General features: G+C 47.7%; 22 protein-coding genes, 1 tRNA gene and 2 pseudogenes. 6 read left to right on the top strand and 19 right to left on the bottom strand.

The features are described from left to right. Positions 1-30: 30 nt before the first annotated feature. On the top strand, positions 31-852 hold the full coding sequence (locus tag AYY17_RS09090; protein WP_067423115.1) for a pyridoxal phosphatase: 822 nt from the start codon (positions 31-33) through the stop codon (positions 850-852). A 127-nt stretch (positions 853-979) separates the two neighbouring features. Here AYY17_RS09090 and AYY17_RS09085 read toward each other — a convergent pair whose 3' ends face one another. The 6 genes and pseudogenes from AYY17_RS09085 to AYY17_RS09065 all read right to left on the bottom strand — a co-directional run bounded on the left by AYY17_RS09085 (position 980) and on the right by AYY17_RS09065 (position 5,164). Then, on the bottom strand, positions 980-1,336 hold the full coding sequence (locus AYY17_RS09085; RefSeq protein ID WP_067423113.1) for a hypothetical protein: 357 nt from the start codon (positions 1,334-1,336) through the stop codon (positions 980-982). Between the two features lie 215 nt (positions 1,337-1,551). Beyond that, positions 1,552-2,618: pseudogene (gene modC, locus AYY17_RS09080) on the bottom strand (molybdenum ABC transporter ATP-binding protein ModC). Then, positions 2,612-3,308 (bottom strand): annotated as a pseudogene (modB, locus tag AYY17_RS09075) (molybdate ABC transporter permease subunit). The pseudogenes modC and modB overlap by 7 nt, the downstream one beginning before the upstream one ends. Positions 3,309-3,330: 22 nt before the next feature. Continuing rightward, entirely contained in the window at positions 3,331-4,101 is a 771-nt protein-coding gene (gene modA, locus AYY17_RS09070) for a molybdate ABC transporter substrate-binding protein (RefSeq protein WP_067423111.1), read from the bottom strand. Between the two features lie 195 nt (positions 4,102-4,296). Then, complete coding sequence (locus AYY17_RS21190) at positions 4,297-4,437, bottom strand: AcrZ family multidrug efflux pump-associated protein (protein ID WP_082970642.1); 141 nt, start codon at positions 4,435-4,437, stop codon at positions 4,297-4,299. 142 nt (positions 4,438-4,579) lie between these two features. Further along, a complete protein-coding gene (locus AYY17_RS09065) occupies positions 4,580-5,164 on the bottom strand; it encodes a hypothetical protein (protein WP_067423109.1) in 585 nt (194 codons plus the stop codon). A gap of 270 nt (positions 5,165-5,434) precedes the next feature. Between AYY17_RS09065 and modE the strand changes: the two genes are divergently transcribed. Beyond that, positions 5,435-6,220: a molybdenum-dependent transcriptional regulator gene (modE, locus tag AYY17_RS09060; RefSeq protein ID WP_067423107.1), complete on the top strand. Its 786-nt coding sequence runs from the start codon at positions 5,435-5,437 to the stop codon at positions 6,218-6,220. A gap of 52 nt (positions 6,221-6,272) precedes the next feature. On the opposite strand, the gene AYY17_RS09055 is transcribed toward modE, so the two are convergent. Both AYY17_RS09055 and AYY17_RS09050 read right to left on the bottom strand, forming a co-directional pair. Then, on the bottom strand, positions 6,273-7,130 hold the full coding sequence (locus tag AYY17_RS09055) for a hypothetical protein (RefSeq protein WP_067423105.1): 858 nt from the start codon (positions 7,128-7,130) through the stop codon (positions 6,273-6,275). Positions 7,131-7,227: 97 nt separating this feature from the next. Beyond that, positions 7,228-9,180: a bifunctional 2',3'-cyclic-nucleotide 2'-phosphodiesterase/3'-nucleotidase gene (locus AYY17_RS09050; RefSeq protein ID WP_067423103.1), complete on the bottom strand. Its 1,953-nt coding sequence runs from the start codon at positions 9,178-9,180 to the stop codon at positions 7,228-7,230. Between the two features lie 240 nt (positions 9,181-9,420). On the opposite strand from AYY17_RS09050, the gene modF reads away from it, so the two are divergent. The 3 genes from modF to gpmA all read left to right on the top strand — a co-directional run bounded on the left by modF (position 9,421) and on the right by gpmA (position 12,869). Continuing rightward, on the top strand, positions 9,421-10,872 hold the full coding sequence (modF, locus tag AYY17_RS09045; RefSeq protein WP_067423101.1) for a molybdate ABC transporter ATP-binding protein ModF: 1,452 nt from the start codon (positions 9,421-9,423) through the stop codon (positions 10,870-10,872). A 189-nt stretch (positions 10,873-11,061) separates the two neighbouring features. Then, positions 11,062-11,880, top strand: a complete 819-nt coding sequence (locus AYY17_RS09040) for a CPBP family intramembrane glutamic endopeptidase (protein ID WP_067423099.1) — start codon at positions 11,062-11,064, stop codon at positions 11,878-11,880. Between the two features lie 236 nt (positions 11,881-12,116). Further along, the gene (gpmA, locus tag AYY17_RS09035; RefSeq protein WP_067405483.1) at positions 12,117-12,869 is read left to right on the top strand and encodes a 2,3-diphosphoglycerate-dependent phosphoglycerate mutase; all 753 of its coding nucleotides are present in this window, start codon (positions 12,117-12,119) and stop codon (positions 12,867-12,869) included. Positions 12,870-12,940: 71 nt separating this feature from the next. Here gpmA and aroG read toward each other — a convergent pair whose 3' ends face one another. The 3 genes from aroG to pnuC form a co-directional block, all read right to left on the bottom strand. Next, the gene (gene aroG / locus AYY17_RS09030) at positions 12,941-13,993 is read right to left on the bottom strand and encodes a 3-deoxy-7-phosphoheptulonate synthase AroG (RefSeq protein ID WP_067405486.1); all 1,053 of its coding nucleotides are present in this window, start codon (positions 13,991-13,993) and stop codon (positions 12,941-12,943) included. A 197-nt stretch (positions 13,994-14,190) separates the two neighbouring features. Next, the gene (locus tag AYY17_RS09025) at positions 14,191-15,120 is read right to left on the bottom strand and encodes a DUF808 domain-containing protein (protein ID WP_067423097.1); all 930 of its coding nucleotides are present in this window, start codon (positions 15,118-15,120) and stop codon (positions 14,191-14,193) included. A gap of 170 nt (positions 15,121-15,290) precedes the next feature. After that, positions 15,291-15,992: a nicotinamide riboside transporter PnuC gene (pnuC, locus tag AYY17_RS09020; protein ID WP_067423095.1), complete on the bottom strand. Its 702-nt coding sequence runs from the start codon at positions 15,990-15,992 to the stop codon at positions 15,291-15,293. A gap of 226 nt (positions 15,993-16,218) precedes the next feature. Here pnuC and AYY17_RS09015 point away from each other — a divergent pair, with 226 nt between their 5' ends. After that, positions 16,219-17,085 carry an aminoglycoside 6-adenylyltransferase gene (locus AYY17_RS09015; protein WP_067423093.1) on the top strand — a complete coding sequence of 289 codons (867 nt, stop codon included), beginning with the start codon at positions 16,219-16,221 and terminating at the stop codon, positions 17,083-17,085. A 67-nt stretch (positions 17,086-17,152) separates the two neighbouring features. On the opposite strand, the gene AYY17_RS09010 is transcribed toward AYY17_RS09015, so the two are convergent. From AYY17_RS09010 to ybgC, 8 genes are all read right to left on the bottom strand, one after another. Beyond that, positions 17,153-17,228, bottom strand: a tRNA-Lys gene (locus AYY17_RS09010). A gap of 165 nt (positions 17,229-17,393) precedes the next feature. After that, entirely contained in the window at positions 17,394-18,185 is a 792-nt protein-coding gene (gene cpoB, locus AYY17_RS09005; RefSeq protein WP_067423091.1) for a cell division protein CpoB, read from the bottom strand. Between the two features lie 9 nt (positions 18,186-18,194). After that, the gene (pal, locus tag AYY17_RS09000; RefSeq protein ID WP_067370330.1) at positions 18,195-18,689 is read right to left on the bottom strand and encodes a peptidoglycan-associated lipoprotein Pal; all 495 of its coding nucleotides are present in this window, start codon (positions 18,687-18,689) and stop codon (positions 18,195-18,197) included. A 42-nt stretch (positions 18,690-18,731) separates the two neighbouring features. Beyond that, positions 18,732-20,024, bottom strand: a complete 1,293-nt coding sequence (tolB, locus tag AYY17_RS08995; protein ID WP_067400293.1) for a Tol-Pal system beta propeller repeat protein TolB — start codon at positions 20,022-20,024, stop codon at positions 18,732-18,734. A 126-nt stretch (positions 20,025-20,150) separates the two neighbouring features. Next, complete coding sequence (gene tolA, locus AYY17_RS08990) at positions 20,151-21,236, bottom strand: cell envelope integrity protein TolA (protein ID WP_067423089.1); 1,086 nt, start codon at positions 21,234-21,236, stop codon at positions 20,151-20,153. Between the two features lie 46 nt (positions 21,237-21,282). Beyond that, the gene (tolR, locus tag AYY17_RS08985; RefSeq protein WP_067423087.1) at positions 21,283-21,708 is read right to left on the bottom strand and encodes a colicin uptake protein TolR; all 426 of its coding nucleotides are present in this window, start codon (positions 21,706-21,708) and stop codon (positions 21,283-21,285) included. Positions 21,709-21,722: 14 nt separating this feature from the next. Further along, on the bottom strand, positions 21,723-22,409 hold the full coding sequence (gene tolQ / locus AYY17_RS08980) for a Tol-Pal system protein TolQ (protein ID WP_067400286.1): 687 nt from the start codon (positions 22,407-22,409) through the stop codon (positions 21,723-21,725). After that, entirely contained in the window at positions 22,406-22,798 is a 393-nt protein-coding gene (gene ybgC / locus AYY17_RS08975; RefSeq protein ID WP_067400283.1) for a tol-pal system-associated acyl-CoA thioesterase, read from the bottom strand. The genes tolQ and ybgC overlap by 4 nt, the downstream gene beginning before the upstream one ends. Positions 22,799-22,926 lie beyond the last annotated feature (128 nt).

Here is a 22,926-nt window from a genome sequence, read left to right as displayed (position 1 = left end):
TTCTGATAATCACACAAGGGGCACCCTGCTATGTCTTATCGCGTCATTGCTTTTGATCTCGATGGTACACTTCTCGATCCGGATAAACACATTTTACAGGAATCCCTGGATGCTATCACTGAGGCACGCCGTGCCGGTGTGCAGGTGCTGATCGTCACCGGTCGTCACCATGTGGCTATCCATCCGTTTTACCAGACATTGCAGCTCGATACCCCGGCAATCTGTTGTAACGGCACCTATCTTTATGATTATCATGCCCGCCGGGTGTTAGCCTCCGACCCGATGAGTGTCAGTGAATCCCGCCTGTTGCTGGAGCGCCTGGCCAAAACAGATATTGAGCATCTGATGTATGTGTCTGATGCCATGTTATATCACACTGACAGCAGCACCATTGAGCGCACACTGAACTGGTCTGCGACGCTGCCCGAACATCAGCGCCCGGTCATGCGTAAAGTGGATAACTTTATAGATGAGCTGACCCGTACTGATACCATCTGGAAATTCGCCACCTGCTCTGATGATCTGAACAAGCTGCGCGATTTTACCGATAGCGTGGAAGCAGAATTAGGATTGTCCTGTGAATGGTCGTGGATCAATCAGGTGGATATCGCCCGGCGCGGTAACAGTAAAGGCCGCCGTTTGCAGGAGTGGGTTGAATCACAGGGGCTGTCCATGAGTGATGTGATGGCATTTGGTGATAACCATAATGATATCAGTATGCTGGAAAGCGCCGGACTGGGTGTGGCGATGGGAAATGCCGGTGATGATGTAAAAGCGCATGCAGATCTTGTTACACTGGATAATACCCGCCCGGGCATTGCACAGGTTATCCGCCAGCATATTCTGAGCTGATACTGTTTGTTTCCGGGAATGGTTTATTTCCGGAAACACGTTATTATCTGATTATTATTTCCGAAACAAAACGCCTTCTGACAGAAGGCGTTATTATTTTATGTTCATTTAATAACAGATAATCCTGCTATTTATATTTATCAAACTTCCAGTTTGCCGGTTTCTTCGCAGCCGGATCCTGATTAGGGAATTTAGTATCCTCAAGGATCAACAGAAGTTTTGCGCCGTCATAGGTATAACCGCCTTCGGAATATTCATACGGGAAATTCTGCATTGAAACCACGTTATAGCCCATACTCAGCAGTTCCGGTATTTTCATCCCGCTTTGTGACCCGTCCGTTGTGCCGAGGCACCAGACTTTTAAGCTTTCGATTTCAACATCTTTCACTTTTTTCAGATAGGTGTAACACATGACCTGATTCGCTGCCAGCGCCTGGCCGCCGGTAAAAATACCCAGTAATAACACAAGAAGCGCTTTTTTCATTTAATCCCTCTGATTCAGTGATAATTCCATTTTATGAGAATATAGTTAGCTTATTTTATCCGGTAATATATATCGCTGACAGGAAGTTAATTCAATAAGAATAAGATGAATGAATCTATTATTAATTAAACATACGTATTTACATTAACAGAAATAAAAATGCGGAAAATTATTCCGCTATTTTAATTTTAATCAATTCATTTGCGGTAAACGGATTATAACCGGCGGCTCAGAGAGACACTTTTTATCTGCGCAAAAACCCATTGACCGGGTTTCAGTTGTAAATCATCTTTCGCCCAGCCGGTGATCCGCGCCCAGATAAAGTGATTCCCCACGCCAGACGCACATCCGTCTGCCCGTTATCGTCATCATACATTTCTGTGATTTTTGCACGCAATATATTACGGATACTGCTGCTTTTAGGTTTTTCCAGCGCAACAGAGACATCATCAGCACTGATCCGCACACGCACGGCTGTATCCTGCCCGCCATCAATATGCGGCACCCACAGAACCTGGTCACCGATGGCGGTTGCGGTCATTGCATAGCGATCGTGATGCTCAAGGATCGTCACATTTATGACACTGGAAAGACTCTCCTCACGGAGCCACGGACGCAGCGCAGAGCCTGCCCATACCTCTTCCAGCGGGCCTTGTGCCAGAATCCGGCCTTTATCCAGGATAACCACATCTTCTGCCAGACGCAGAATTTCATCCAGACTGTGGCTGACATATAAAATCGGAATACGGATATCCTGCGCCAGCTTTTCCAGAAAAGGCAGTAACTCGCGCTTGCGGGGCAAATCAAGCGAGGCAAGCGGTTCATCCATCAGCAGGATATCCGGGGCGGTCAGTAATGCGCGGCCTATCGCCACCCGTTGTTTTTCCCCGCCGGACAGTGTCATCGGCAGGCGATTTAATAAATGCCCGATACCCAGCAGCGCAACGATGCTGTCAAACTGATCTGCCATTTCCGGCGCCATGCCGTAACGCAGATTACCCTTTATCCGGTAATGCGGAAACAGGCGGGCATCCTGAAAGACATAACCAATTTTGCGTTTTTCCGGCGGCAGACAAATGCGTTTTTCAATATCCACCAGCGTGTGGCCATTCAGCTCAATCCGCCCTTTTTGTGGTCGGGTCAGCCCGCCTATCACATTGATAAACGAGGTTTTACCGGCACCCGAAAGCCCGAAAATTGCAGTTATCCGATCGCTTGCCAGTTGCGTATTGATAACCATAGATAAATCGCCGAGCTGCTGCTCGAAATCCAGAATTAACATGCTGCCATCCCCAGACGTTTACGCCCCCACCGGGTCAGCCACTCAGATGCCATCAGAGACGCCATTGCCAGGATAATCGCGATAATACACAGCCTTGCTGCATCCATTTCCGCACCCGGCGTTTCAAGCAAAGAATACATCGCCAGCGGAATAGTGCGGGTTTCTCCCGGAATATTGGATACAAACGTAATCGTTGCGCCAAACTCGCCGAGCGAGCGGGCAAACGCCAGTACCGTTCCGACAATAATTCCCGGCAGCGACAGCGGTATGGTAATGGTAAAAAAAGACACGCAATGGTGAAGCGCCCAATGTCCGTGCCGCCTGTTCGAGGCGCATATCCACCGCCTCCAGCGCGAGACGGATAGCCCGGACCATCAGCGGAAAAGCAACCACGGCAGAGGCCAGTGCAGCACCGCGCCAACTGAAAGTGAAACTGAAACCAAACCAGTTATAGAGCCATTCGCCGATAAACCCTTTGCGCCCCATACTGATTAACAACAGATAACCCACTACCACCGGCGGCAACACCAGTGGTAAGTGGATAAGACTGTCTAACAGCGATTTGCCGGGAAAACGGCAGCGCACCAGCACCCATGCCATCAAAATACCGAGCGGCAAACTAACCGCCACAGCAACCGCTGACACTTTCAGGCTGAGGATGACCGCCTGCCATTCATACTCATTCAACATCGCTGTCTGTTAGTCCTTACTTTTACAGAGGGCTGAAACCGTAACGTTTGAAAATTTCTTTTGCCTGCGGTGTTTGCAGATAATCATAGAAACCTTTCGCATCGGCATTTTTACTTTCTTTCAAAATAGCAATCGGGTATTCAACAGGCTTATGGCTGTCTGCCGGGAAAATAGCGACTACTTTTACTTTATCACTTGCAACAGCGTCAGAGCCGTAAACGATTCCCAGCGGTGCTTCACCGCGCTCAACCAGCGCCATGCCGCTGCGTACATTATTAGTACGCGCCAGCAGCGGATCAACCACTTTCCAGGCACCTAAGTTTTCCAGTGCTTCCTGTGCATAAATGCCGACCGGCACATGATCCGGATCACCGACCGCCAAACGCCCGCCATCCAGTAATTTAACCCAGTCAGTCTGTTTATTAATATCGATTTTATCAATTTTACTGTCTTTCGCGGCAATCAGTACCAGCTCATTACCCAGCAGTGTTTTGCGGGTGTCATTGACGATAAGATTTTTTTCCTGAGCGTAATCCATCCACTTTTGATCCGCAGAAATGAAAATATCTGCCGGTGCACCATTCTCAATCTGACGCGCCAGGGTCGATGAAGAGGCATAAGAGGCAACAACCTCCGCATTTTTCTCCTGCTTATATTTTGCCGAGATCTCATCAACCGCATTGGTCAGTGACGCTGCAGCAAAAACAACCACTTTTTCAGCCGCCCATGCCTGACTCATCATTGCCGCAGAGATAACAACACCGGCAAGTAACTTACTGAACTGTTTTTTCATTTTTTCCACCAGGGTAAATTAGGATTAACCCGTTGTATATAACAAGATACAGCGAAAAATGAAAGGGTGCTTATCGCACTATCGTCAGTTAAGCCGGAAACTTTACGGAAAATGGGGGGTTACGCAAAAAATGAGAGGAATGACAGACTAAAAACGGACTACCCGCGAGCGCAGGTAATCCTGAATACGATATGATCAGTGCTGCTTTCCGTGGCGATCGCCTTTTGAAATCAGGTTGAAAACTTCACCTAATCCCCAAATTAAAGCACCCAGCCCTACCATGACAACAGGCACCATTAACAGTGCGAAACCTAAACTTTTAATCAACTCAAACATAGTGATAAATCTCTTTGCATCGGGCGAAAAGGCTATTCAACAGCATACTGAAGTATGACAAGTATATAATAGCGTCATAATCGTTATCATTCTATACAAATCATCCCTGCGGCGGCATAGCGATTCGTGCGATCAGCCGGGTCTATGATTGTGTAAAATACACAACAGCTACAATAACTACCGCCACAAGCAGCATACCTATCACTTTTCCGGCACCACTTTTTGGTTTTGCCACAATGTCACTGATATTACCGGCAGGCTGCGCAATAGTTTTCGCCTCATTAACAGGCGCCTGCGCCGGTTCGTCCTCTTCCTGATATAACGCCTGCATATAAAGGAAAAGCATCTTAACAAAACGGCTGTTCAGCGATAATGATTGCCCGTCACCGCCGACCACACAGAGCGTATAATCGATTTTTCCGGATAGTCCCAGTAAGAAAGCGCCCGGCAGCCAGGTGTAATCCCGCTCTCCCGATGCCATCTCTTTTTCAATTTCCTCCGGGGCATCATCACTGCCGTCATCGCGCATATAGGCGAATAAACGCGGCTCTTCATCATCGTCTCCCTGAGAAAATGCCAGCCCGACCTGCCCGCCTGACTCCGATCCCTGAGATTCAACCCAGAATGTCTGCTCTGCCAACGCCCGCGCAAATGCTTCGGTGCTGTCACCATCACCTTCCGGGGAATCTTTTGCCGCCTGGTGGAGACTGAATAAGATATTCTGCATGATGATACCGCCCTGAATAATAGATAATAGCCATACCCTTATTCATTCAAACTGCAGGTTCGTTGACTGCATCTTAAATGACGTCGGATATATACCATATCTGCTTTCATCCGACTTATACATTCTTATCTGAAATGAGCCGTCATAATAACGACCATAATCACTAATGAAAAAAACAGGTGATTTGCTAGAATAGAAAAATATCAATGCCGCACCGGACGGATATTCTGCCCGGATTTCCTGCCTGAATAATATACAAGGTAATTTACATTGGATATTTTACTAACGCTGAAATTACAGGGTAATCTGTTTGCCGATCCACGGCGGATTTCATTACTCAAACAGGTCAGAGCTACCGGCTCCATCAGTCAGGGAGCAAAACTTGCCGGTATCAGCTATAAAAGTGCGTGGGATGCTATCAATGAAATGAATCAGTTATCTGAGGAAACCATTGTTGACCGCGCGACAGGCGGGAAAGGCGGCGGCGGAGCAACACTTACCCGCTATGGTGAGCGCTTACTTCAGTTATATGATCTGCTGGCACAAATTCAGCAAAAAGCCTTTGATGTGCTGAAAGAGGATAATCTTCCTCTCGACAGCCTGCTGGCGGCTATCTCCCGTTTTTCATTACAGACCAGTGCGCGCAACCAGTTCTTCGGTACCATTGTGTCGCGCAATCACTCCCACGTTCAGCAACATGTTAATGTTCTGCTGGCGGATAAAAAAACCGAGCTGGCGGTTGCACTGACAGAGCAGAGCGCCAACCGGCTGGGGCTTTCCGTGGGTAAGGAAGTACTTACACTTATTAAAGCACCGTGGGTAAAAATCAGTAAGTCCGGCGATATCAGTGCGGAGTTTGATAACCGGCTCACCGGCAAAATAGACTCTATCGCCCACGGGGCGGATAACAGTGAAATCATGGTCACACTGACCGGCGGCGCACAACTGTGCTCAACGCTGGATAACCCGGAAATCAGCCGTCAGCAGCTCAAAGTCGGTGATGACATAACCGCCCTGTTTAATGCAGATCAGGTCATTATCGCGACACTTTGCTGATTTTACCGTTAATACATCTGAGCCACCATAATGGTGGCTTAGTCAATTAATATCAGTAATCCCCGAAATATTCAGCCACTTTTTCTTCGTCTATTTTAAGAATACCTTTCCAGCCTGCCCACGGCATTTCCATGTCAGAGCGCCCCTTTGTATTATTGAGCAAGGACTCTGCCGAAGTAATATCACCAAAATCAACCCAACTATCAAATGACAGCGGCATAAACTGATTCGCAATAACACCAACCAGCGATAATGACTGCAATATTCCCCTGTGCGTGTATTTATTTCCCGCTATCAGTTTTGATTGCGCCAACCGCTTTTCAAATTTCCCCGGTGTTTCATCATCCGGTGCTGAACGTAATAAATTCAGTAATCCGTGAAAGGCGTCTTTATCCTGATCGGTAGGTACTACCGGTTCAGTCGTTAATAAATGGCGAAGATTTAAGTATGCATAGGACGCATTACCGCAATATGAATTACCGTAATACAAGCAATACTGAACATAACTGTCATTAATATGCATCAGGTTATCTTTATCGCTGCATACCCAACAACAGGCATATTGTGGTTTTTCCTGATAAAGGTGTAACGGCAAATTATGTAACTTATGAAAAGCACTTAATACAGAGCGCCCGCGAAGATAACTGCCGCCGACACCCGAAATAAACGCATCAATGCAGCGTCGGCGGGTTAAATCTGTTTCTTTTTTTAAGCTGTGTAATTTATCAATAATATCGGCGTGGCTGCTGAAACACTCGATTGTATTCGCCTGCCAGCCTGCCTGCGATAATACCGCCTGTTCTTTCTCAGACAGTGTTTCAGGATTATAAACAGACACACAGCGATCACCATCGTACCGGCTGTTTTCATGTTTATATAACTTACCTAATACCCGCATTATTTTCTGCATTAATAATGACCTTTTCTACGCCGCTGCTATCAGATAAAAGCCCTGACCTGTTGGCCGGGGCTTTGGTGTAAGTATAACGAGTATAGTCAGTGAAGACTTACTTCGCTTTCAAATCAACCTGATAAACAGCAAAACCTACATCATCGGTGCCGGTGCGGGTCATCGGATAATGGGCATTCTCTTTAATAAATTGAGTCGCTTTATCCCCCGGGGAGGTTTCAAAACGAATATTTAATGTCTTATCCGTTTTGATGGGTGCAAATGTCCAGTTTTGCTCTGCCTGCGCCGATACCGCGCCTTTTGCTTTGGTCTCAGCAGCAATATACGCCGCCAGCACACTGCGGTTTTCATCAGGTGATGCGAACGCGATATGATCATCACCGGTGCCCGCAAATTTGCCGCTGTATGCACGGTAATTATTGGTCGCTACCAGGAAAACCGCTTTTGGATCAATCGGTTTACCCTGATATGTCACATTTTTAATACGATTTGACTGCGGGTTAACTGACTGACAATCCACATCATATTTAGCCGGCTGTGTCAGGTCTATCTGGTAATTTACCCCGGAAAGAGTATCGAAATTATAGGTCCTGAAACCATCCCAGTTAACCAGGCTCTGAGGCGCTTCTGACTGCGGATCAATCTGGTTGAACATACCTGCGGAGCACTCCAGCCACTCAGTGACTTCCGCACCCGTTGCTTTCACCACCACCAGCGTGTTGGGATAAAGATAGAGATCTGCCGCATTACGGAAGGTCATATCCCCTTTTTCTACTTCAACAAAATCGGCCGGCGCATTTTTACGACCGCCCACTTTAAATGGTGCGGCGGCAGAAAGTACCGGTAAGTCAGCCAGATCCGGGTCACCCTGAATAAAGCGGCGGGTATAATCAGTCTGTGCATTATTGACAATCTGTACTGTCGGATCACTCTGTAACAGCGCAAGATAGCTGTACATATTATCCGGTGATTTGCCGATTAGTTTGCCGACAAATTCACGCGTCGCATTATGTTGATCATCAATAACGGATGCCAGTTTGTCATCACGCGCGACCAGCGGTTTTTTATTTATTTTATCAAAAATAGGGCGTGCCTGTGCTTTAGCCTGTGTGACTTTCCAGTTGCCGTCATCATTATTCAGCACCATGTCCACGACACCCAGATGATCCCCCCACTGACCGGGCATCACTGCCGGAATGCCATTGACCGTACCCTCGGTTATATTCACGCCTTTAATATCCGCAAAATCTTTCCCGGGGAATACCCCGTGAGAATGCCCGAACATAATGGCATTAATCCCCGGGATTTCGCTGAGATAATAAACCGAATTTTCTGCCATTGCTTTATAGGGCTCCTGCGAGAAGCCCGAATGCGGAATAGCAACGATAATATCCGCACCTTCCGCTTTCATTTGCGGGACTAATTTTTTAGCTGTTTCGGTAATATCATTAACCTGTACTTTTCCTTCCAGGTTTGCTTTATCCCAGATAAGAATTTGCGGCGGTACAAACCCGATATAGCCTATTTTCAGCGTATGCTCTTTTCCGTCACGGTCTTTTACCGGCGTATCAACAATAATATAAGGCGTAAATACATTCTTACCGGTTTTTGCATCAATCACATTGGCATTTACATACGGAAAGTCTGCGCCACTAATGGCTTTTTTCAGATAATCCAATCCGAAATTAAATTCGTGGTTACCAAAGTTACCGACCGTATATCCCATGGTATTCATTAACTTATGAGCCGGATGCGCTTCACCCTTATTCAGCCCTTTATTTACCATGTAATCTGCCAGCGGACTGCCCTGAATTAAATCCCCGTTATCCACTAATACCGAGTTAATAACTTCATTTTTTGCCGCTTTAATCAGCCCGGCGGTGCGCACTAACCCGAACTGTTCTGTCGGCTTGTCTTTAAAATAATCAAAATCAATTAAATTACTATGAATATCAGAGGTTTCCATCACTCGTAAATCTACTGTCGCGGCATTTACTGTACCGCTGACAAACAGCGCTAATACCGAATATTTCAATGTATTCCTGACCATAACATCCTCTTTCGGTTAACTGAGATAGTTTTTATCTGTGCCCGCCCGTTATTTTATTTTCAGAACATAGTGTCTTTTCCTGACCAAAAAGTATAACAAAAACAAAATACTGAATGATGATGATTCTGTGAGGAAGGTCTGCTTTTTATGATACGAAATGCAACGCCCGCGCCATCCCTTGACATCCCTCACGGTTCCGCTTATTTCTGGATGATAATTAATCTAATAAGGCCGACTGCTATGACACACCTGCGCATCACACAAGGGATCTTCCGCACAGGACCCGATTCTTCACTTTCCGTTCCGTCACTATACCTGGAGCGTGGTCAGCACCATGCTTTTATCGGTGCTAACGGCAGCGGAAAATCGACATTTGCACAGGCGCTGACCCGGGAGCTTGTGCTGCTTTCCGGGGAAATGACGTCTGCGTTTATCCATCCCGTCCGCGTGGCATTTGATACATTACAGACACTTGTTGATGATGAATGGAACCGTAATAATACCGATCTTATCGATAATAATGAGGCTGATAACGGGCGCACAACCGCAGATATAATTCAGTTGCTGCACAAAGATGATACACGCTGCCTGGCGCTGGCATCACAGTTTGGTATAACTGATCGCCTCACACGGCGCTTTAAATATCTTTCCACCGGCGAAACCCGCAAAGTTCTGCTGTGTCAGGCGCTGATGTCTGAACCGGATCTGCTGGTGCTTGATGAGCCTTATGACGGGCTGGATGCCGGTTCACGCATAATGCTCAGTGACATGCTTGCCACACTTGCACAAACCGGGCTGACCATCATTCTTATTCTTAACCGGTTCAGCGATATTCCGGACTTTATTACCCGCGCCGGGTTACTCGCAAACAGTGAATTGTCTGAACCGCAGGCATTGTCTGATGTTTTACAATCCCAACTGAGTCACAGTGAACAAAATGAACATCTCACACTGCCGGAGCGGGATAACCAGGCGACAGAGCGGCTCTCATCTGATCTTGCACGGGTTATTCTGAATCACGGCACCGTCAGTTATAACGATAAGCCGATTCTGCGCGATTTGACCTGGCAGGTACTGCCCGCAGAGCACTGGCAGATTACCGGCGAAAACGGCGCTGGAAAATCCACCCTGCTCAGCCTCATCACCGGCGATCACCCGCAGGGATACAGCAATGACCTGACACTGTTTGGCCGCCGCCGCGGCAGTGGTGAAACCGTGTGGGATATCAAACAGCATATCGGTTATGTCAGTAATAGTGTTCATCTGGGCTACCGCGTCAGTATTAATGTGCGCAATACGATTATTTCCGGCTTCTTCGATTCCGTCGGCCTGTATCAGAAACCCTCTGACCGGCAGATAAAACTGGCGGATGACTGGCTCGTCCTGCTCGGACTGATGTCGGTGAGCGAAAGCCCGTTTCACAGCCTGTCGTGGGGACAACAGCGGCTGGTGCTGATAGCACGCGCGCTGGTAAAACATCCGGCCCTGCTGATCCTCGATGAGCCGTTACAGGGGCTGGATGCACTTAATCGTCTGCTGGTTCTGCGCTTTATCGATATCATGATAAGCCGTGGTGATACTCAACTGTTGTTTGTCAGTCATCACAGTGAAGATACCCCCGCCTGCATTAACCGGCGGCTGGCGTTTATACCTGAGAATAATCACTACCGTTATGAAATCAATGAGGTATAACTCACTCATCAAACGGATGCTTTATTTCTTACCTTAAAAAAACATCCGTTATTTTCTTTTTTTTAATCAATTAATTATTAAGAATAATCTTAACCGGTCACTATTCTGCCGCTTTTTTTGCTGGTGTCCGGCCTCTGACTCTTTTACCCTGATGGCCCTTTTTAATCTTCTGATGTCCGACGGATATTCATGACCTGGTTTTTACTCATTTTATCTCTGCTTTTATTACAATTTAACCGGACGCTGTCACTGGCTGCCCTGCTTGCCACCACGGTCAGTGCGCTGTTTACCGGGGTGATGGACTGGCGCGCATTAATGACGCTCTGGGGTATTATTGCCATTGCAATCATCTACCCGCGCACCCATCAGCATCCGTGGCTGCGCAGGGGTCTTGCATTACTGGTTACTGCTATCGCCGCCGGTCTTATATTTCACCTGTTTCCGGGATTTCATAATCTGCATTATCTGCAACCCACACAGGCAGGACCGCACAGTGCGCCGTTTTCTTTCTGGCTCAATGCCGATAAAGCCCTGGTTCCGTTTGTTCTTCTGATTATCATCCCGCAGCTGTTTGTGACCACACCACAGAAGCGGGTGACACGCTTGCACTGGATCCTGCTGGTACTCTCTGTTCCGGCACTTCTGCTGCTGGCAACGGCCCTGGGCGGATTAGGGTTTGAGCTGCATTTTCCGGACTGGCTGCCGGTTTTTATCGTGGCGAATCTCTTTTTGGTTTCACTGGCAGAAGAAGCACTGTTCCGTGGTGCGCTCCAGCAGGTGCTCTCCCGCCGGTTGCCGCCGTATGCCGCGCTGTTTATTGCTGCCGCTGTTTTCGGGCTGGTGCATATCGCCGGAGGGCCGCTGCTGGTCGTGTTTGCCGCACTTGCCGGGGTAATTTACGGACTCGCCTGGATGTGGAGCGGACGACTGTGGGTTGCAACACTGTTTCATTTCGGCCTGAACCTGTGCCATTTGCTGTTTTTTACCTACCCGTTCAGGATTGGCTGAAAAAACCGTTTTCCTCCGGCTATTATACTTTGCGCAAACATTTATAGCGGAATCGATTCAGTTATAGTATACAATAGAGAGAAAACAGGACGGAAAGGTTGCTGTCAGCGCACTGCCCACAAAATTACTGTGCGGAAAATTTGCCGAAAGGCGGTACAGACCAATATAATGGGCAACGTGTCAGATCCGCTTCAATTCTGAAACCCTCTATTTGAAACACGACAGGAGTTTACGCTATGGCAGTAACTAAACTGGTGCTTGTACGTCACGGTGAAAGTGAGTGGAACAAAGAGAACCGCTTTACCGGCTGGACGGATGTTGAGTTATCTGAAAAAGGCCGTGCAGAAGCACAGGAAGCCGGTCAGTTACTCAAAAAAGAAGGCTTCTCTTTTGATTTCGCCTATACCTCTGTACTGAAACGTGCGATTCACACCCTGTGGAATATTCTGGACCAGGTTAATCAGCAATGGCTGCCGGTTGAGAAAAGCTGGAAACTGAATGAACGCCATTACGGCGCATTGCAGGGTCTGGATAAAGCGGAAACTGCCGCCAAATATGGTGATGAGCAGGTGAAATTATGGCGTCGTGGTTTTGCTATCACCCCACCGGCACTGGAAAAAAGTGATGAACGCTTCCCGGGCCACGATCCGCGCTATGCAGCACTGGCTGAAAGCGAACTGCCTGCAACAGAAAGCCTCGCCATCACTATCGATCGCGTGATCCCTTACTGGACTGATATTATCAAACCACGTGTTGCATCAGGTGAAAAAGTCATCGTTGCCGCACACGGTAACTCCCTGCGTGCGCTGGTAAAATATCTGGATAACATGAGTGAAGATGAAATTCTGGAACTCAATATCCCGACTGCTGTACCGCTGGTGTATGAGTTTGATGAAAACATGAAACCTATCCGCCGCTACTACCTGGGTGACCAGGATGCGATTGCTGCTAAAGCTGCCGCAGTGGCTAATCAGGGTAAAGCGAAGTAAGTTTTCTCTTCTCTGAGATATAAAAAAACCCTGACACTTCAACTGTCAGGGTTTTTTGTATGCCGGATATATTATTTACGGCGGGCTTTTACCGCATCCGCAAGTTGTTTAAGCAGGATTTCAGTATCTTCCCAGCCGATGCAGGCATCGGTAACACTCTTGCCGTACACCAGCGGTGCATCACCTTCGAGATTCTGATTACCTTCTGTCAGATGGCTTTCCACCATCACGCCCATAATCGCTTTTTCGCCCCCGGCAATCTGCTGCGCCACATCTGTACTGACATTCATCTGGCGCTGATACTGCTTGCTGCTGTTTGCGTGGCTAAAATCAATCATAATGCGCGGAGCCAGACCGGCTTGTGCTAATCCGTCTTTTACAATACTGACATCTTCCGCGCTGTAGTTCGGTTTTTTACCGCCGCGCAGGATAATGTGACAGTCGCCGTTACCCGTGGTATTCACAATTGCCGAGTGACCCCATTTGGTGACGGAGAGGAAACAGTGTGGTGAACCGGCGGCATTGATAGCGTCAATCGCGACTTTAATGGTGCCGTCCGTCCCGTTTTTAAACCCGACCGGACAAGAGAGCCCGGACGCCAGCTCGCGGTGAACCTGTGATTCAGTGGTACGCGCGCCGATAGCGCCCCAGCTCATCAAATCTGCCAGGTATTGCGGGGTGATCATATCCAGGAACTCACCCGCTGCCGGCAATCCTTTGTCATTAATATCAAGCAGCAGTTTGCGCGCAATGCGCAGGCCGTCATTGATAGCAAAGGAGTGGTCAAGATGCGGATCGTTAATCAGCCCTTTCCAGCCGACTGTCGTGCGTGGTTTTTCAAAATAAACACGCATAACAATTTCCAGCTCACCTTTCAGTGAATTACGCAGCGTCAGCAGACGATCTGCATATTCAGCGGCCGCTTTCGGGTCGTGAATAGAGCACGGTCCGATAACAACCAACAGGCGGTCATCCCGCCCTTCCAGTATTTCATGAATCGCGTGACGGGTCTGGCGAACGGTTGCAGCGGCAGTCATCGTCGCGGGAAACGACTCCAGTAACGCCACTGGTGGTAATAATTCCCGAATTTCTTTTATTTTTACATCATCGTTCTGATAGTTCATAACCCGTCTCTTCCGCTGTCCTGTGTGTTTATTGTGGTAATTTTAATCTAACCGCTCGTCAACAAGCTGTAAACAATTAGCTGCGCAGGAAACGAAATTAATTTTTCGCCCCGAAAATATTCAGATTAACAGGACAAACCGTTATTAAACAGAACGAAAACAGCGGCTTTATCAGCCGCTGCGGGTGAAAGGGTTCTTTATGACGCTAACCTGGTTCTGATCCGTTGAATCATCGTGATCAGCAAAACAATAATCATACCGGCGATAAGACCGAATACTAAATTAACGACCGGCGGGGTCATAAAGTGAATAAATCCGCCAAATGCCGGGAGATCAGCCCCCGTCAGGGCAAGCTTTTCGATCCAGTTATAAATAACCGGAATGCCATGGGTTAAAATACCCCCGCCGACCATAAACATGGCTGCCGTTCCCACCACAGAGAGTGTTTTCATCAGATAAGGCGTGGAGCTTATCAGAAAATTGCCTGTTTTCTTCAGAACTGCCATGCTCTTTTTCTGTAAATAAAATCCCAGGTCATCCAGTTTGACAATACCCGCCACCAGACCATACACCCCGACCGTCATAATGACCGCGATCACCGAAAGCACCACAACCTGATTGATAAAAGCGGATGTCGCGACAATGCCTAATGTGATGGCTATAATTTCTGCTGATAACACAAAATCCGTGCGTATCGCGCCTTTAACTTTACGTTTTTCAAATTCAGCTAATTCTTCCGGCGTCTGTAGTGTTTCGGCTTCTGCTGCATCCTGATCCTCATCCGCAGGCGTGTGCAAAAACTTATGTGCCAGTTTTTCTGCACCTTCAAAACATAAAAAAGCACCGCCGACCATCAGCAACGGGGTTACCGCCCACGGAGCAAAGGCATTAATCAGCAGCGCCAGCGGTACCAGGATCAGTTTATTGAGAAAAGACCCTTTGGCAACCGCCCAGACCACCGGTATTTCGCGCTCTGCGCGCACGCCGGTGACCTGCTGGGCATTCAGTGCCAGATCATCACCCAGCACGCCGGACGTCTTTTTGGCGGCCATTTTGGTCATGACAGAAACATCATCTAAAACGGCTGCAATATCATCAAGTAATGCGAGTAAGCTTCCACCTGCCACAGAAATATCCTTTTATACCCTTATTCATTCAAACTGCAGGTGTGTTGGCTGCGCAAAGCCCGCCGCCTTCCTGCATCCTGAATGACGTTGGTATATAGCTAAGTAATGGGTATCTGATAATAACCAGATACCCATCATTATAATTATTAGTTATCAGTCTGAAAATAAATTCAGCGTTTTTTCGCCGCTTTGATCCACATTCTTGAACCATTCAGCGCCACACCCAGTAAAATGATGTATTCCAGTGACAAGGCATATACCCCCTGCAGGTAATAAATCACCACACTGATAATGTTAATCACCACCCACAGCAGCCAGTTTTCCACCAGTTTGCGGGTCATCAGGATCATTGCCGCCACAGAGAGCACGGTCATTGTCGCATCCCAGAACGGGAAAGCATCCGGCGGCAGTACCGGCATAGCAAGGTTCGCTCCCGCCATATTCAGCATGCTGACCATACTCTGTGCCAGCCGGGTAAACACAGGATCAATAAAGCGGGCAAGCAATAAGATAGCGACCAGGCACACCACCGCCAGCACACCGGTTTTCAGCGGCGACATCCAGCGGATTTTCAGTTCCGCTTCGGCGTTGTCATTACGCCGGCTCCAGGCATACCAGCCATAGACGTTGGCAGCAAAAAAGAAGATTTGTAACAGTAAGTTGGCATAGAGCTGGATCTGAAAGAAAATCACCGCAAATAATGTGACGTTAATCAGACCAAACAGGTAGTTGATTGTTTTTTCCAGACTTGCCAGCCAGATACACAGCAACCCGGCAACCGCACCAACCGCTTCAATCCATGATAATGCATACGCTTCGTCTTTACCGAGCGGGATCACCATGAGAATATTATTGATATCAAAAAATTCCATTCCGCCACCTTATCTTAGGTATTTACCCTGTTGTTTGCAGATTTTAAGCCCACACACGTTTAGTTTAGTGTGTGTTTTTCTGTCACTTCAATGATGAATATCTCATGATAACAAATTTCGTTTAATATAATAAACATAGTAACGTTTTTTTAACCTTATTACTCCCGTTACGTTTAATTATGACGTACTATCAGCCCGAATATTAATTATATAAATGAGATGCGCAATGGAATCAATTGAGCAAATTCTGAACAACATTATCTCTTTTGCCCTTTTGGATCCCCGTATTGATGCGGTTATTGTGACCGGTTCAATGGCCGGAACCAATCAGGCAGACCGTTTTTCTGATATTAATACCGAATTGATTGGCAGTAATTATCAGGAATTAATACAGGATGACCGTTGGTTATATCGGTTCGGAAATCCGTTGATCATACAAAAAACACACGATACGGCCCGCCCGGCATGTCAGGTGCTGTATGAAAAAGGCCGTAAAGTCGATTTTATCCTGGCCGGACGTGAACGCATTGCACAGATGGTATCTCACGGGCTGGATCCTGTTTATCAGCGGGGTTATGCCGTTTTGCTGGATAAAACCGGGATCACCGGTAAATTACCAAACCATGCTGATCCTGCGACGATCATCAGCGTGCCCGGTGAAGAAATCTTTATGGCAAACTGGCAAAATTTCTGGCTGGAAGCGCCTCAGGTGCCGGTTTACTATCTGCGTAATGATTTGTGGAGTGCCCGTCTGCGGAATGTGGCGATGAAACAAAAGCTGGTGATGCTGCTGGAGTGGCATGTGCTGCTCAGAGAGAGCGAAACGCCACGTGTTTGGTACAAAGGGGAGCATCTCAGCCGCTGGCTGCCACCGGGCCTTTACGGGCGTTTTATGGCAACTCTGGATAATCAGGATCGGATGCATGCCGCCCGGGCCTATATGGCGATGCTTACGCTCTATCGCGATGTCGCATTGCAGGTGATTAAAGCACACCGGTTTGAAATTGATATTACATTAGCGGATAAGGTTATTGCGCTGGTTGCTGACAGACTGAATGCAGATGATTTATTAGCGCCGGTCACTGAAAAATAACAGGAAGCTGAAAATGACCTCCGGTGTCATACCGGGGGAGGAAAAACAGTGGGGAATAACAATTCGATGGTGGGGCGTACAAGATTCGAACTTGTGACCAATTGATTAAAAGTCAACTGCTCTACCGACTGAGCTAACGCCCCATACTCTCTGTCCAACGGCACGGTATATTACTGATTTATCCGTCAGGTGCAATGATTATTTCAAAAAAACTTGTTCAAACGCTTACAATTCACTCACTTAGCCCCGTTTGAGACATATTTTCTCAGTGCGGGGCTATTTTATGAACAACGGTACTGCCTGCCCGGTTATAAACCAGACAATTTTTTCTCAGCCAGTTTCGCGCCGCTTGAACCGGGATATTTCGCGATAACCTGCTGATAGATGGCTTTTGCCTTCGCTTTATCCCCTTTCTCCTGCATGATCAATCCGACTTTATAGAAGGATTCACCTGCTTTCTGAGATTTCGGCCAGTTTTTTACCACAGAAGCAAAGTACGCCACAGCGTCATCTTTTTTGCCTTTGTTGTAATTCATCTGACCTAACCAATAATTGGCATTAGGAAGATAACTCGACTTTGGGTAGCTTTGAATAAAACTCTGAAATGCGCCGATTGCACCATCGTAATCTTTGGTGTTCATCGCCATATTCACCGCGGCATTATAGTCATCTTTCTCATTGCCCTTACTTGCAGCAGCATCAGGTGCAGAGGTATCCGCAGGTACAGCGGCAGACGCAGAATCACCACCTGCAGATGATCCGCTGTCTGTTGATGCACCATTCGATGTGCCGCCGGAAAGAGTATCCAGCTGTGAGAAAAGTTCGCGTTGGCGCTCCGTCAACTGATTCAGTAAATACTGACTTTCCTGGATTTGCCCGCGCAGTGTATCGATATCGCGCTGGTTATCCATGACTTGTTGCTGGAGTTGAGTTAATAGCTGACCATGCGCATTGGAAATACGCTCGAGCTGTACGAGGCGGTCATCAGTGGAGCCTGAGCCGATATTGATGATGGGTGCCTGAGCAATAGCGGCCCAGGGGGCCGCTACACCTATCAATAACGACAGACTCACCATCAGGCGTCTGAAGTTACTTTTCATGTATATCTCTTAGTATACCAGTACTGCGCGACGATTTTTCGCGTAGTCAGCTTCGGTGTGACCCAGAACTGCTGGTTTTTCTTTACCGTAAGAAACGATAGAGATTTGTTCACCGTTCACGCCTTTACCCTGCAGATACATCTTAGCAGCGTTAGCACGACGTTCGCCCAGTGCGATGTTGTATTCCGGAGTACCACGCTCATCCGCATGACCTTCAACAGTCACTTTGTAAGACGGGTTGTTACGCAGGAATGCAGCGTGTGCGTCCAGCAGCTGTTGGAATTCAGGAGAAATGTCGTATTTGTCGAAACCGAAGTATACGATATTGTTGTTCTGAAGTTCCTGAAGTTGCTGGCGAGCCAGATCTTCAGCTGACATACCAGTGTTTGCGCTATTGTCGACAGTGCCCGCATCAGCCTGGTCGTTTTTGTTAGAACTACATGCAGCGACGGCCAGAACAGGTAAAGCTATCATCAGCCCTTTAAGCACTTTGTTAAGTTGCATCTCTTTGATCCTTTTATAATTTGCCATACATATTTTAATGCATCACAGATACGGCGACCAGGCAGGGAATTTAACCTGTCCGTCAGTCGCCGGAAGACGCGCTTTGAAACGCCCGTCGGTCGAAACCAGCTGCAATATAGTTCCCATACCTTGCGAGGAGCTATAAATAACCATAGTGCCGTTTGGTGCGATACTTGGCGTTTCATCTAGGAACGTATCCGTTAAAATCTGGAAATTGTTCGCTACTAGATCTTGTTTGGCGATATGCTGTTTCCCGCCGCCTGAACTGACCATTACCAGGAAACTACCGTCAGAACTGACGTCGCCGTTCTGGTTCTGAGTCCCATCCCAAGTCAGACGTTCGGGGGCACCGCCATTAATATTGACCTTATAGATTTGCGGACGGCCAGCCTGGTCAGATGTAAAGGCTAACGTCTGGCTGTCCGGCATCCATGAAGGCTCAGTATTATTACTACGACCATCTGTTACCTGACGCATCTGGCCTGAGCCGAGATCCATCACATACAGATTCAGACTACCGGATTTCGATAACGCAAATGCCAGTTTAGAACCATCCGGTGAAAATGCCGGTGCACCATTGTGACGCGGGAATGAAGCAACCTGGCGAACATTTCCGCTGGACAGGTTCTGGATAACCAGTGCTGAGCTTCCGCTTTCAAAGGTAACATACGCAATTTTTTCACCATCCGGTGACCATGCCGGAGACATCAGAGGCTCCGGTGAACGGTGAACCGTGAACTGGTTGTAACCGTCATAGTCAGACACGCGCAGCTCATAACGATAGCCGCCGCCGTTCTTCACTACCACATATGCGATACGCGTGCGGAATGCGCCACGGATACCGGTTAATTTCTCAAAAACTTCATCACTGGCAGTATGAGCTGCATAGCGCAACCACTGCTTTGTTACTTTAAACTGGTTCTGAGCAAGCACACTGCCCGGCGCACCAGAGGTATCAACTAACTGGTAGCTCACCAGATAATTACCGTCAGCACCCGGCTGAACCTGACCGACAACAACGGCATCAATACCCAGTGCTGTCCAGGATTCCGGAACCACTTCTGACGCGGTTCCCGGTAACTGAGGCATACGGGCCGGGTCAATCGGATTAAATTTTCCGCTGTTACGTAAATCAGCCGCAACAATGGCACCAATCTCTTCAGGTGCACTACCGCCACCCGCCATCTGGAAAGGCACAACACCAATAGGACGCGCTGAATCAACACCCTGTGTTATCTCGATACGAACTTCAGCCTGAGCAACTGCCGCCCACAGCATCAGAAAACCGAGCATATATTTAACTGCCTGCTTCATTTTCTCTCCCTTGTTGCGCCAATGCCCGCGTGAAATAGGTATTTTAACAAACGTTCATAACCAAAACCAGATACCACAGTAAAAACTATAACCTGATATATCGGGTTACTCACGCTGTATTACAGCTTATTCAGGCTTAAAGTCCAGTTTGGTATTCTTAAACTGCTGCCAGACCGATTTACTCGGCGGAGCAGGAATACGTGCCTGTTTAGCAGCCGCGAGAGCTGCCTGACATAAACCGTCATCACCACCAACCGCATTTACACTGATAAGAGTCCCCTTATCAGTAATATTAATTTCCAGCGTACAGGTTTTACCGCGGTACATATCCGCATTATAGAACTTCGCCTGAATCGCTAACCGGACCTGTGCGATATAACCGTTCATATCACCATCCGAGTTTGTTCCGCTCTTCTTGCCACCACCCTGACCGGCAGCGGATGCGCCGCCGCTTTCTGTTCCCGGGGCGTTGGATGCCAGTCCGCCGAGGAGGTCATCCACTTCATTGGCCTGTTTTTTCGCTGCGGCCTTGGCTGCTTTTTCTTTAGCTGCTTTTTCTTTGGCGGCTTTTTCTGCTTTAGCGGCTTCAGCTTTAGCTGCTTCTGCTTTTGTGGCTTCTGCTTTAGCGGCCTTTTCCTGAGCTGCTTTTTCAGCTTTCGCCTTTTCTTCTTCTGCTGCTTGCTGTGCAGCTGCTTTTTCATCTGACTTTTTCTTCGCCAGCGCCTGCTCTTTTATCAGGTTTTCTTTTTCAGCCTGCGCTTTGGCGGCGGCTGCTTCTGCAATTTTTTGCTCTTCTTTCGCTTTTTTCAGTGCGTCCTGAGCCTGCTTTTGCTGTTCTTCAGCTTCTTTTTTCTGATCGTCAACTTTTTGCTCAGTTTTCAGACGTTCTTCTTCAATCGCTTTTAATCGTTCCTGCTCGCGCGCCTCTTTCTGGCGTAATTCTTCTTCCTGCTGCTTCTCTTTTTTCTCGCGCTGCGCCTGAGCCTGTTTTGCGTTTGCCTGTTGTTGTTGCTGCTGATTGAAATTTTCAACCATCGCGTTCGGATCAACCATAATAGCGTCAATCACCTGCCCGCCTTCACCGCCGCCCGTCAATCCCGATTTGGTAACAAATGATCCCCAAATCACCAGCGCAACCAGCAGAAGGTGCAACACAACAGATGTGATGACAGAACGATTTAATTTATCTTTACGCTCTTTCAGCTTTCTCACGCTTAATTCCCTAACACACTGAGTGAAAACAACGGCATAACAAACCTTACATCGGTTTCGTCATCAGACCTACAGATTTCACTCCGGCCTGTTTCAGAATATTCAGACCATTAATAATCTCTTCATAAGGCACATCTTTGGCACCGCCGACCAGGAAAATCGTTTTCGGATCTTCCGCCAGGCGTGCTTTTGCCTCCGCAATAATTTGTTCTTCCGGCAGTAATTCCAGGCGATCCTGTTTTACCACCAGGGTATATTGCCCTACTCCTGATACTTCCAGAATAATCGGTGGATTATCATTGGTCGATACCGCCTGAGAATCGGAGGCATCAGGGAGATCCACTTCCACACTTGAACTGATTATCGGCGCCGTTGCCATGAAGATAAGCAACAACACGAGTAACACGTCCAGTAAAGGAACAATGTTAATTTCAGATTTCAGCTCCCGCCTGCGTCTGCGTTGACGTGCCATAGTAATCTCCTGCCTTATTTCTTATCAGCAGATGCAAACGCCTGACGGTGTAAAATCCCCAGAAACTCTTCGCTGAAGTTATCGTAGTTCTGTTCTAATTTATTCACACGGTTATTCAGACGGTTGTAAGCCATTACCGCAGGGATTGCCGCAAACAAACCAATTGCGGTTGCAATCAGTGCTTCTGCAATACCCGGTGCCACCATCTGTAATGTTGCCTGTTTTACCGCACCTAATGCGATAAAGGCGTGCATAATTCCCCAGACTGTCCCGAACAGACCGATATACGGGCTGATGGAGCCGACAGTTCCCAGGAATGGAATATTATTTTCCAGGTTTTCCATTTCACGGTTCATCGAGATACGCATTGCACGCGCAGCACCGGTTTCAACCGCTTCCGGTGAGTGTACATTTGCCTGATGCAGGCGGGCGAACTCTTTAAAGCCGGAGTGGAAAATCTGTTCTGTGCCGCTTAATTCGTCACGACGCGCCTGGCTCTCTTTATACAGACGGGACAATTCGATACCTGACCAGAATTTGTCTTCAAACGCTTCCGCTTCACGCGTCGCGGCATTCAGGATTTTAGTCCGCTGAATAATAATCGCCCACGATGCAACAGAAAAGCCCAGCAATACCAGCATGATAAATTGCACGAGGTAACTTGCTTTCAGGAATAAATCCCAGATATTCATGTCAGTCACTGCTTAAACTCCGCGACAATAGACTCGGGAAGCGCTATCGGCTTCATTAAAGAAATATTCACGCAGGCGACAAGTACCTCTGCGCGACATAAAAGAGTTCCGTTTTTATGCATAAGTGTTTGCGTAAATGTCAGGGACGCGCGGCGAATCTCTGTAATCGCGCTCTGTACCTCTAACAGGTCGTCTAACCTTGCCGGATGATGATAATCGATAGTTAATCTGCGGACTACAAATCCAATCTGTTCTTCCAGCAGTCGCTGCTGGTGAAAGCCCCGTGCCCGTAACATTTCAGTTCTGGCCCGCTCAAAAAACGCAGCATACTGCCCGTGGTACACAACACCACCGGCATCAGTATCTTCGTAGTAAATCCGTATTGGCCAACTAAACATTGAATATCCCGCAACTAACTCTTATCAGCAGACTTGCCCTGCAAACTATACGTGAAGACCAAACGTATTGAAAATGCTTAGTACGTAAAGATAAGAAAAGCCCGTTTGTCCGCGCGCTAATCATACTC

The organism is Morganella psychrotolerans (genome assembly GCF_001676055.1).
GTDB lineage: Bacteria > Pseudomonadota > Gammaproteobacteria > Enterobacterales > Enterobacteriaceae > Morganella > Morganella psychrotolerans_B.
The sequence above is the reverse complement of the archived record's forward strand: the minus strand, read 5'-3'. Positions and strand labels throughout refer to the sequence as shown.

Coding starts and splice junctions, on each gene's coding strand:
- AYY17_RS09090 (WP_067423115.1), top strand. CDS start 31: ATGTCTTATCGCGTCATTGCTTTTGATCTCGATGGTACACTTCTCGAT.
- AYY17_RS09085 (WP_067423113.1), bottom strand. CDS start 1,336: ATGAAAAAAGCGCTTCTTGTGTTATTACTGGGTATTTTTACCGGCGGC.
- modA (WP_067423111.1), bottom strand. CDS start 4,101: ATGAAAAAACAGTTCAGTAAGTTACTTGCCGGTGTTGTTATCTCTGCG.
- AYY17_RS21190 (WP_082970642.1), bottom strand. CDS start 4,437: ATGTTTGAGTTGATTAAAAGTTTAGGTTTCGCACTGTTAATGGTGCCT.
- AYY17_RS09065 (WP_067423109.1), bottom strand. CDS start 5,164: ATGCAGAATATCTTATTCAGTCTCCACCAGGCGGCAAAAGATTCCCCG.
- AYY17_RS09055 (WP_067423105.1), bottom strand. CDS start 7,130: ATGCAGAAAATAATGCGGGTATTAGGTAAGTTATATAAACATGAAAAC.
- AYY17_RS09050 (WP_067423103.1), bottom strand. CDS start 9,180: ATGGTCAGGAATACATTGAAATATTCGGTATTAGCGCTGTTTGTCAGC.
- modF (WP_067423101.1), top strand. CDS start 9,421: ATGACACACCTGCGCATCACACAAGGGATCTTCCGCACAGGACCCGAT.
- AYY17_RS09040 (WP_067423099.1), top strand. CDS start 11,062: ATGACCTGGTTTTTACTCATTTTATCTCTGCTTTTATTACAATTTAAC.
- gpmA (WP_067405483.1), top strand. CDS start 12,117: ATGGCAGTAACTAAACTGGTGCTTGTACGTCACGGTGAAAGTGAGTGG.
- aroG (WP_067405486.1), bottom strand. CDS start 13,993: ATGAACTATCAGAACGATGATGTAAAAATAAAAGAAATTCGGGAATTA.
- pnuC (WP_067423095.1), bottom strand. CDS start 15,992: ATGGAATTTTTTGATATCAATAATATTCTCATGGTGATCCCGCTCGGT.
- AYY17_RS09015 (WP_067423093.1), top strand. CDS start 16,219: ATGGAATCAATTGAGCAAATTCTGAACAACATTATCTCTTTTGCCCTT.
- cpoB (WP_067423091.1), bottom strand. CDS start 18,185: ATGAAAAGTAACTTCAGACGCCTGATGGTGAGTCTGTCGTTATTGATA.
- pal (WP_067370330.1), bottom strand. CDS start 18,689: ATGCAACTTAACAAAGTGCTTAAAGGGCTGATGATAGCTTTACCTGTT.
- tolB (WP_067400293.1), bottom strand. CDS start 20,024: ATGAAGCAGGCAGTTAAATATATGCTCGGTTTTCTGATGCTGTGGGCG.
- tolR (WP_067423087.1), bottom strand. CDS start 21,708: ATGGCACGTCAACGCAGACGCAGGCGGGAGCTGAAATCTGAAATTAAC.
- ybgC (WP_067400283.1), bottom strand. CDS start 22,798: ATGTTTAGTTGGCCAATACGGATTTACTACGAAGATACTGATGCCGGT.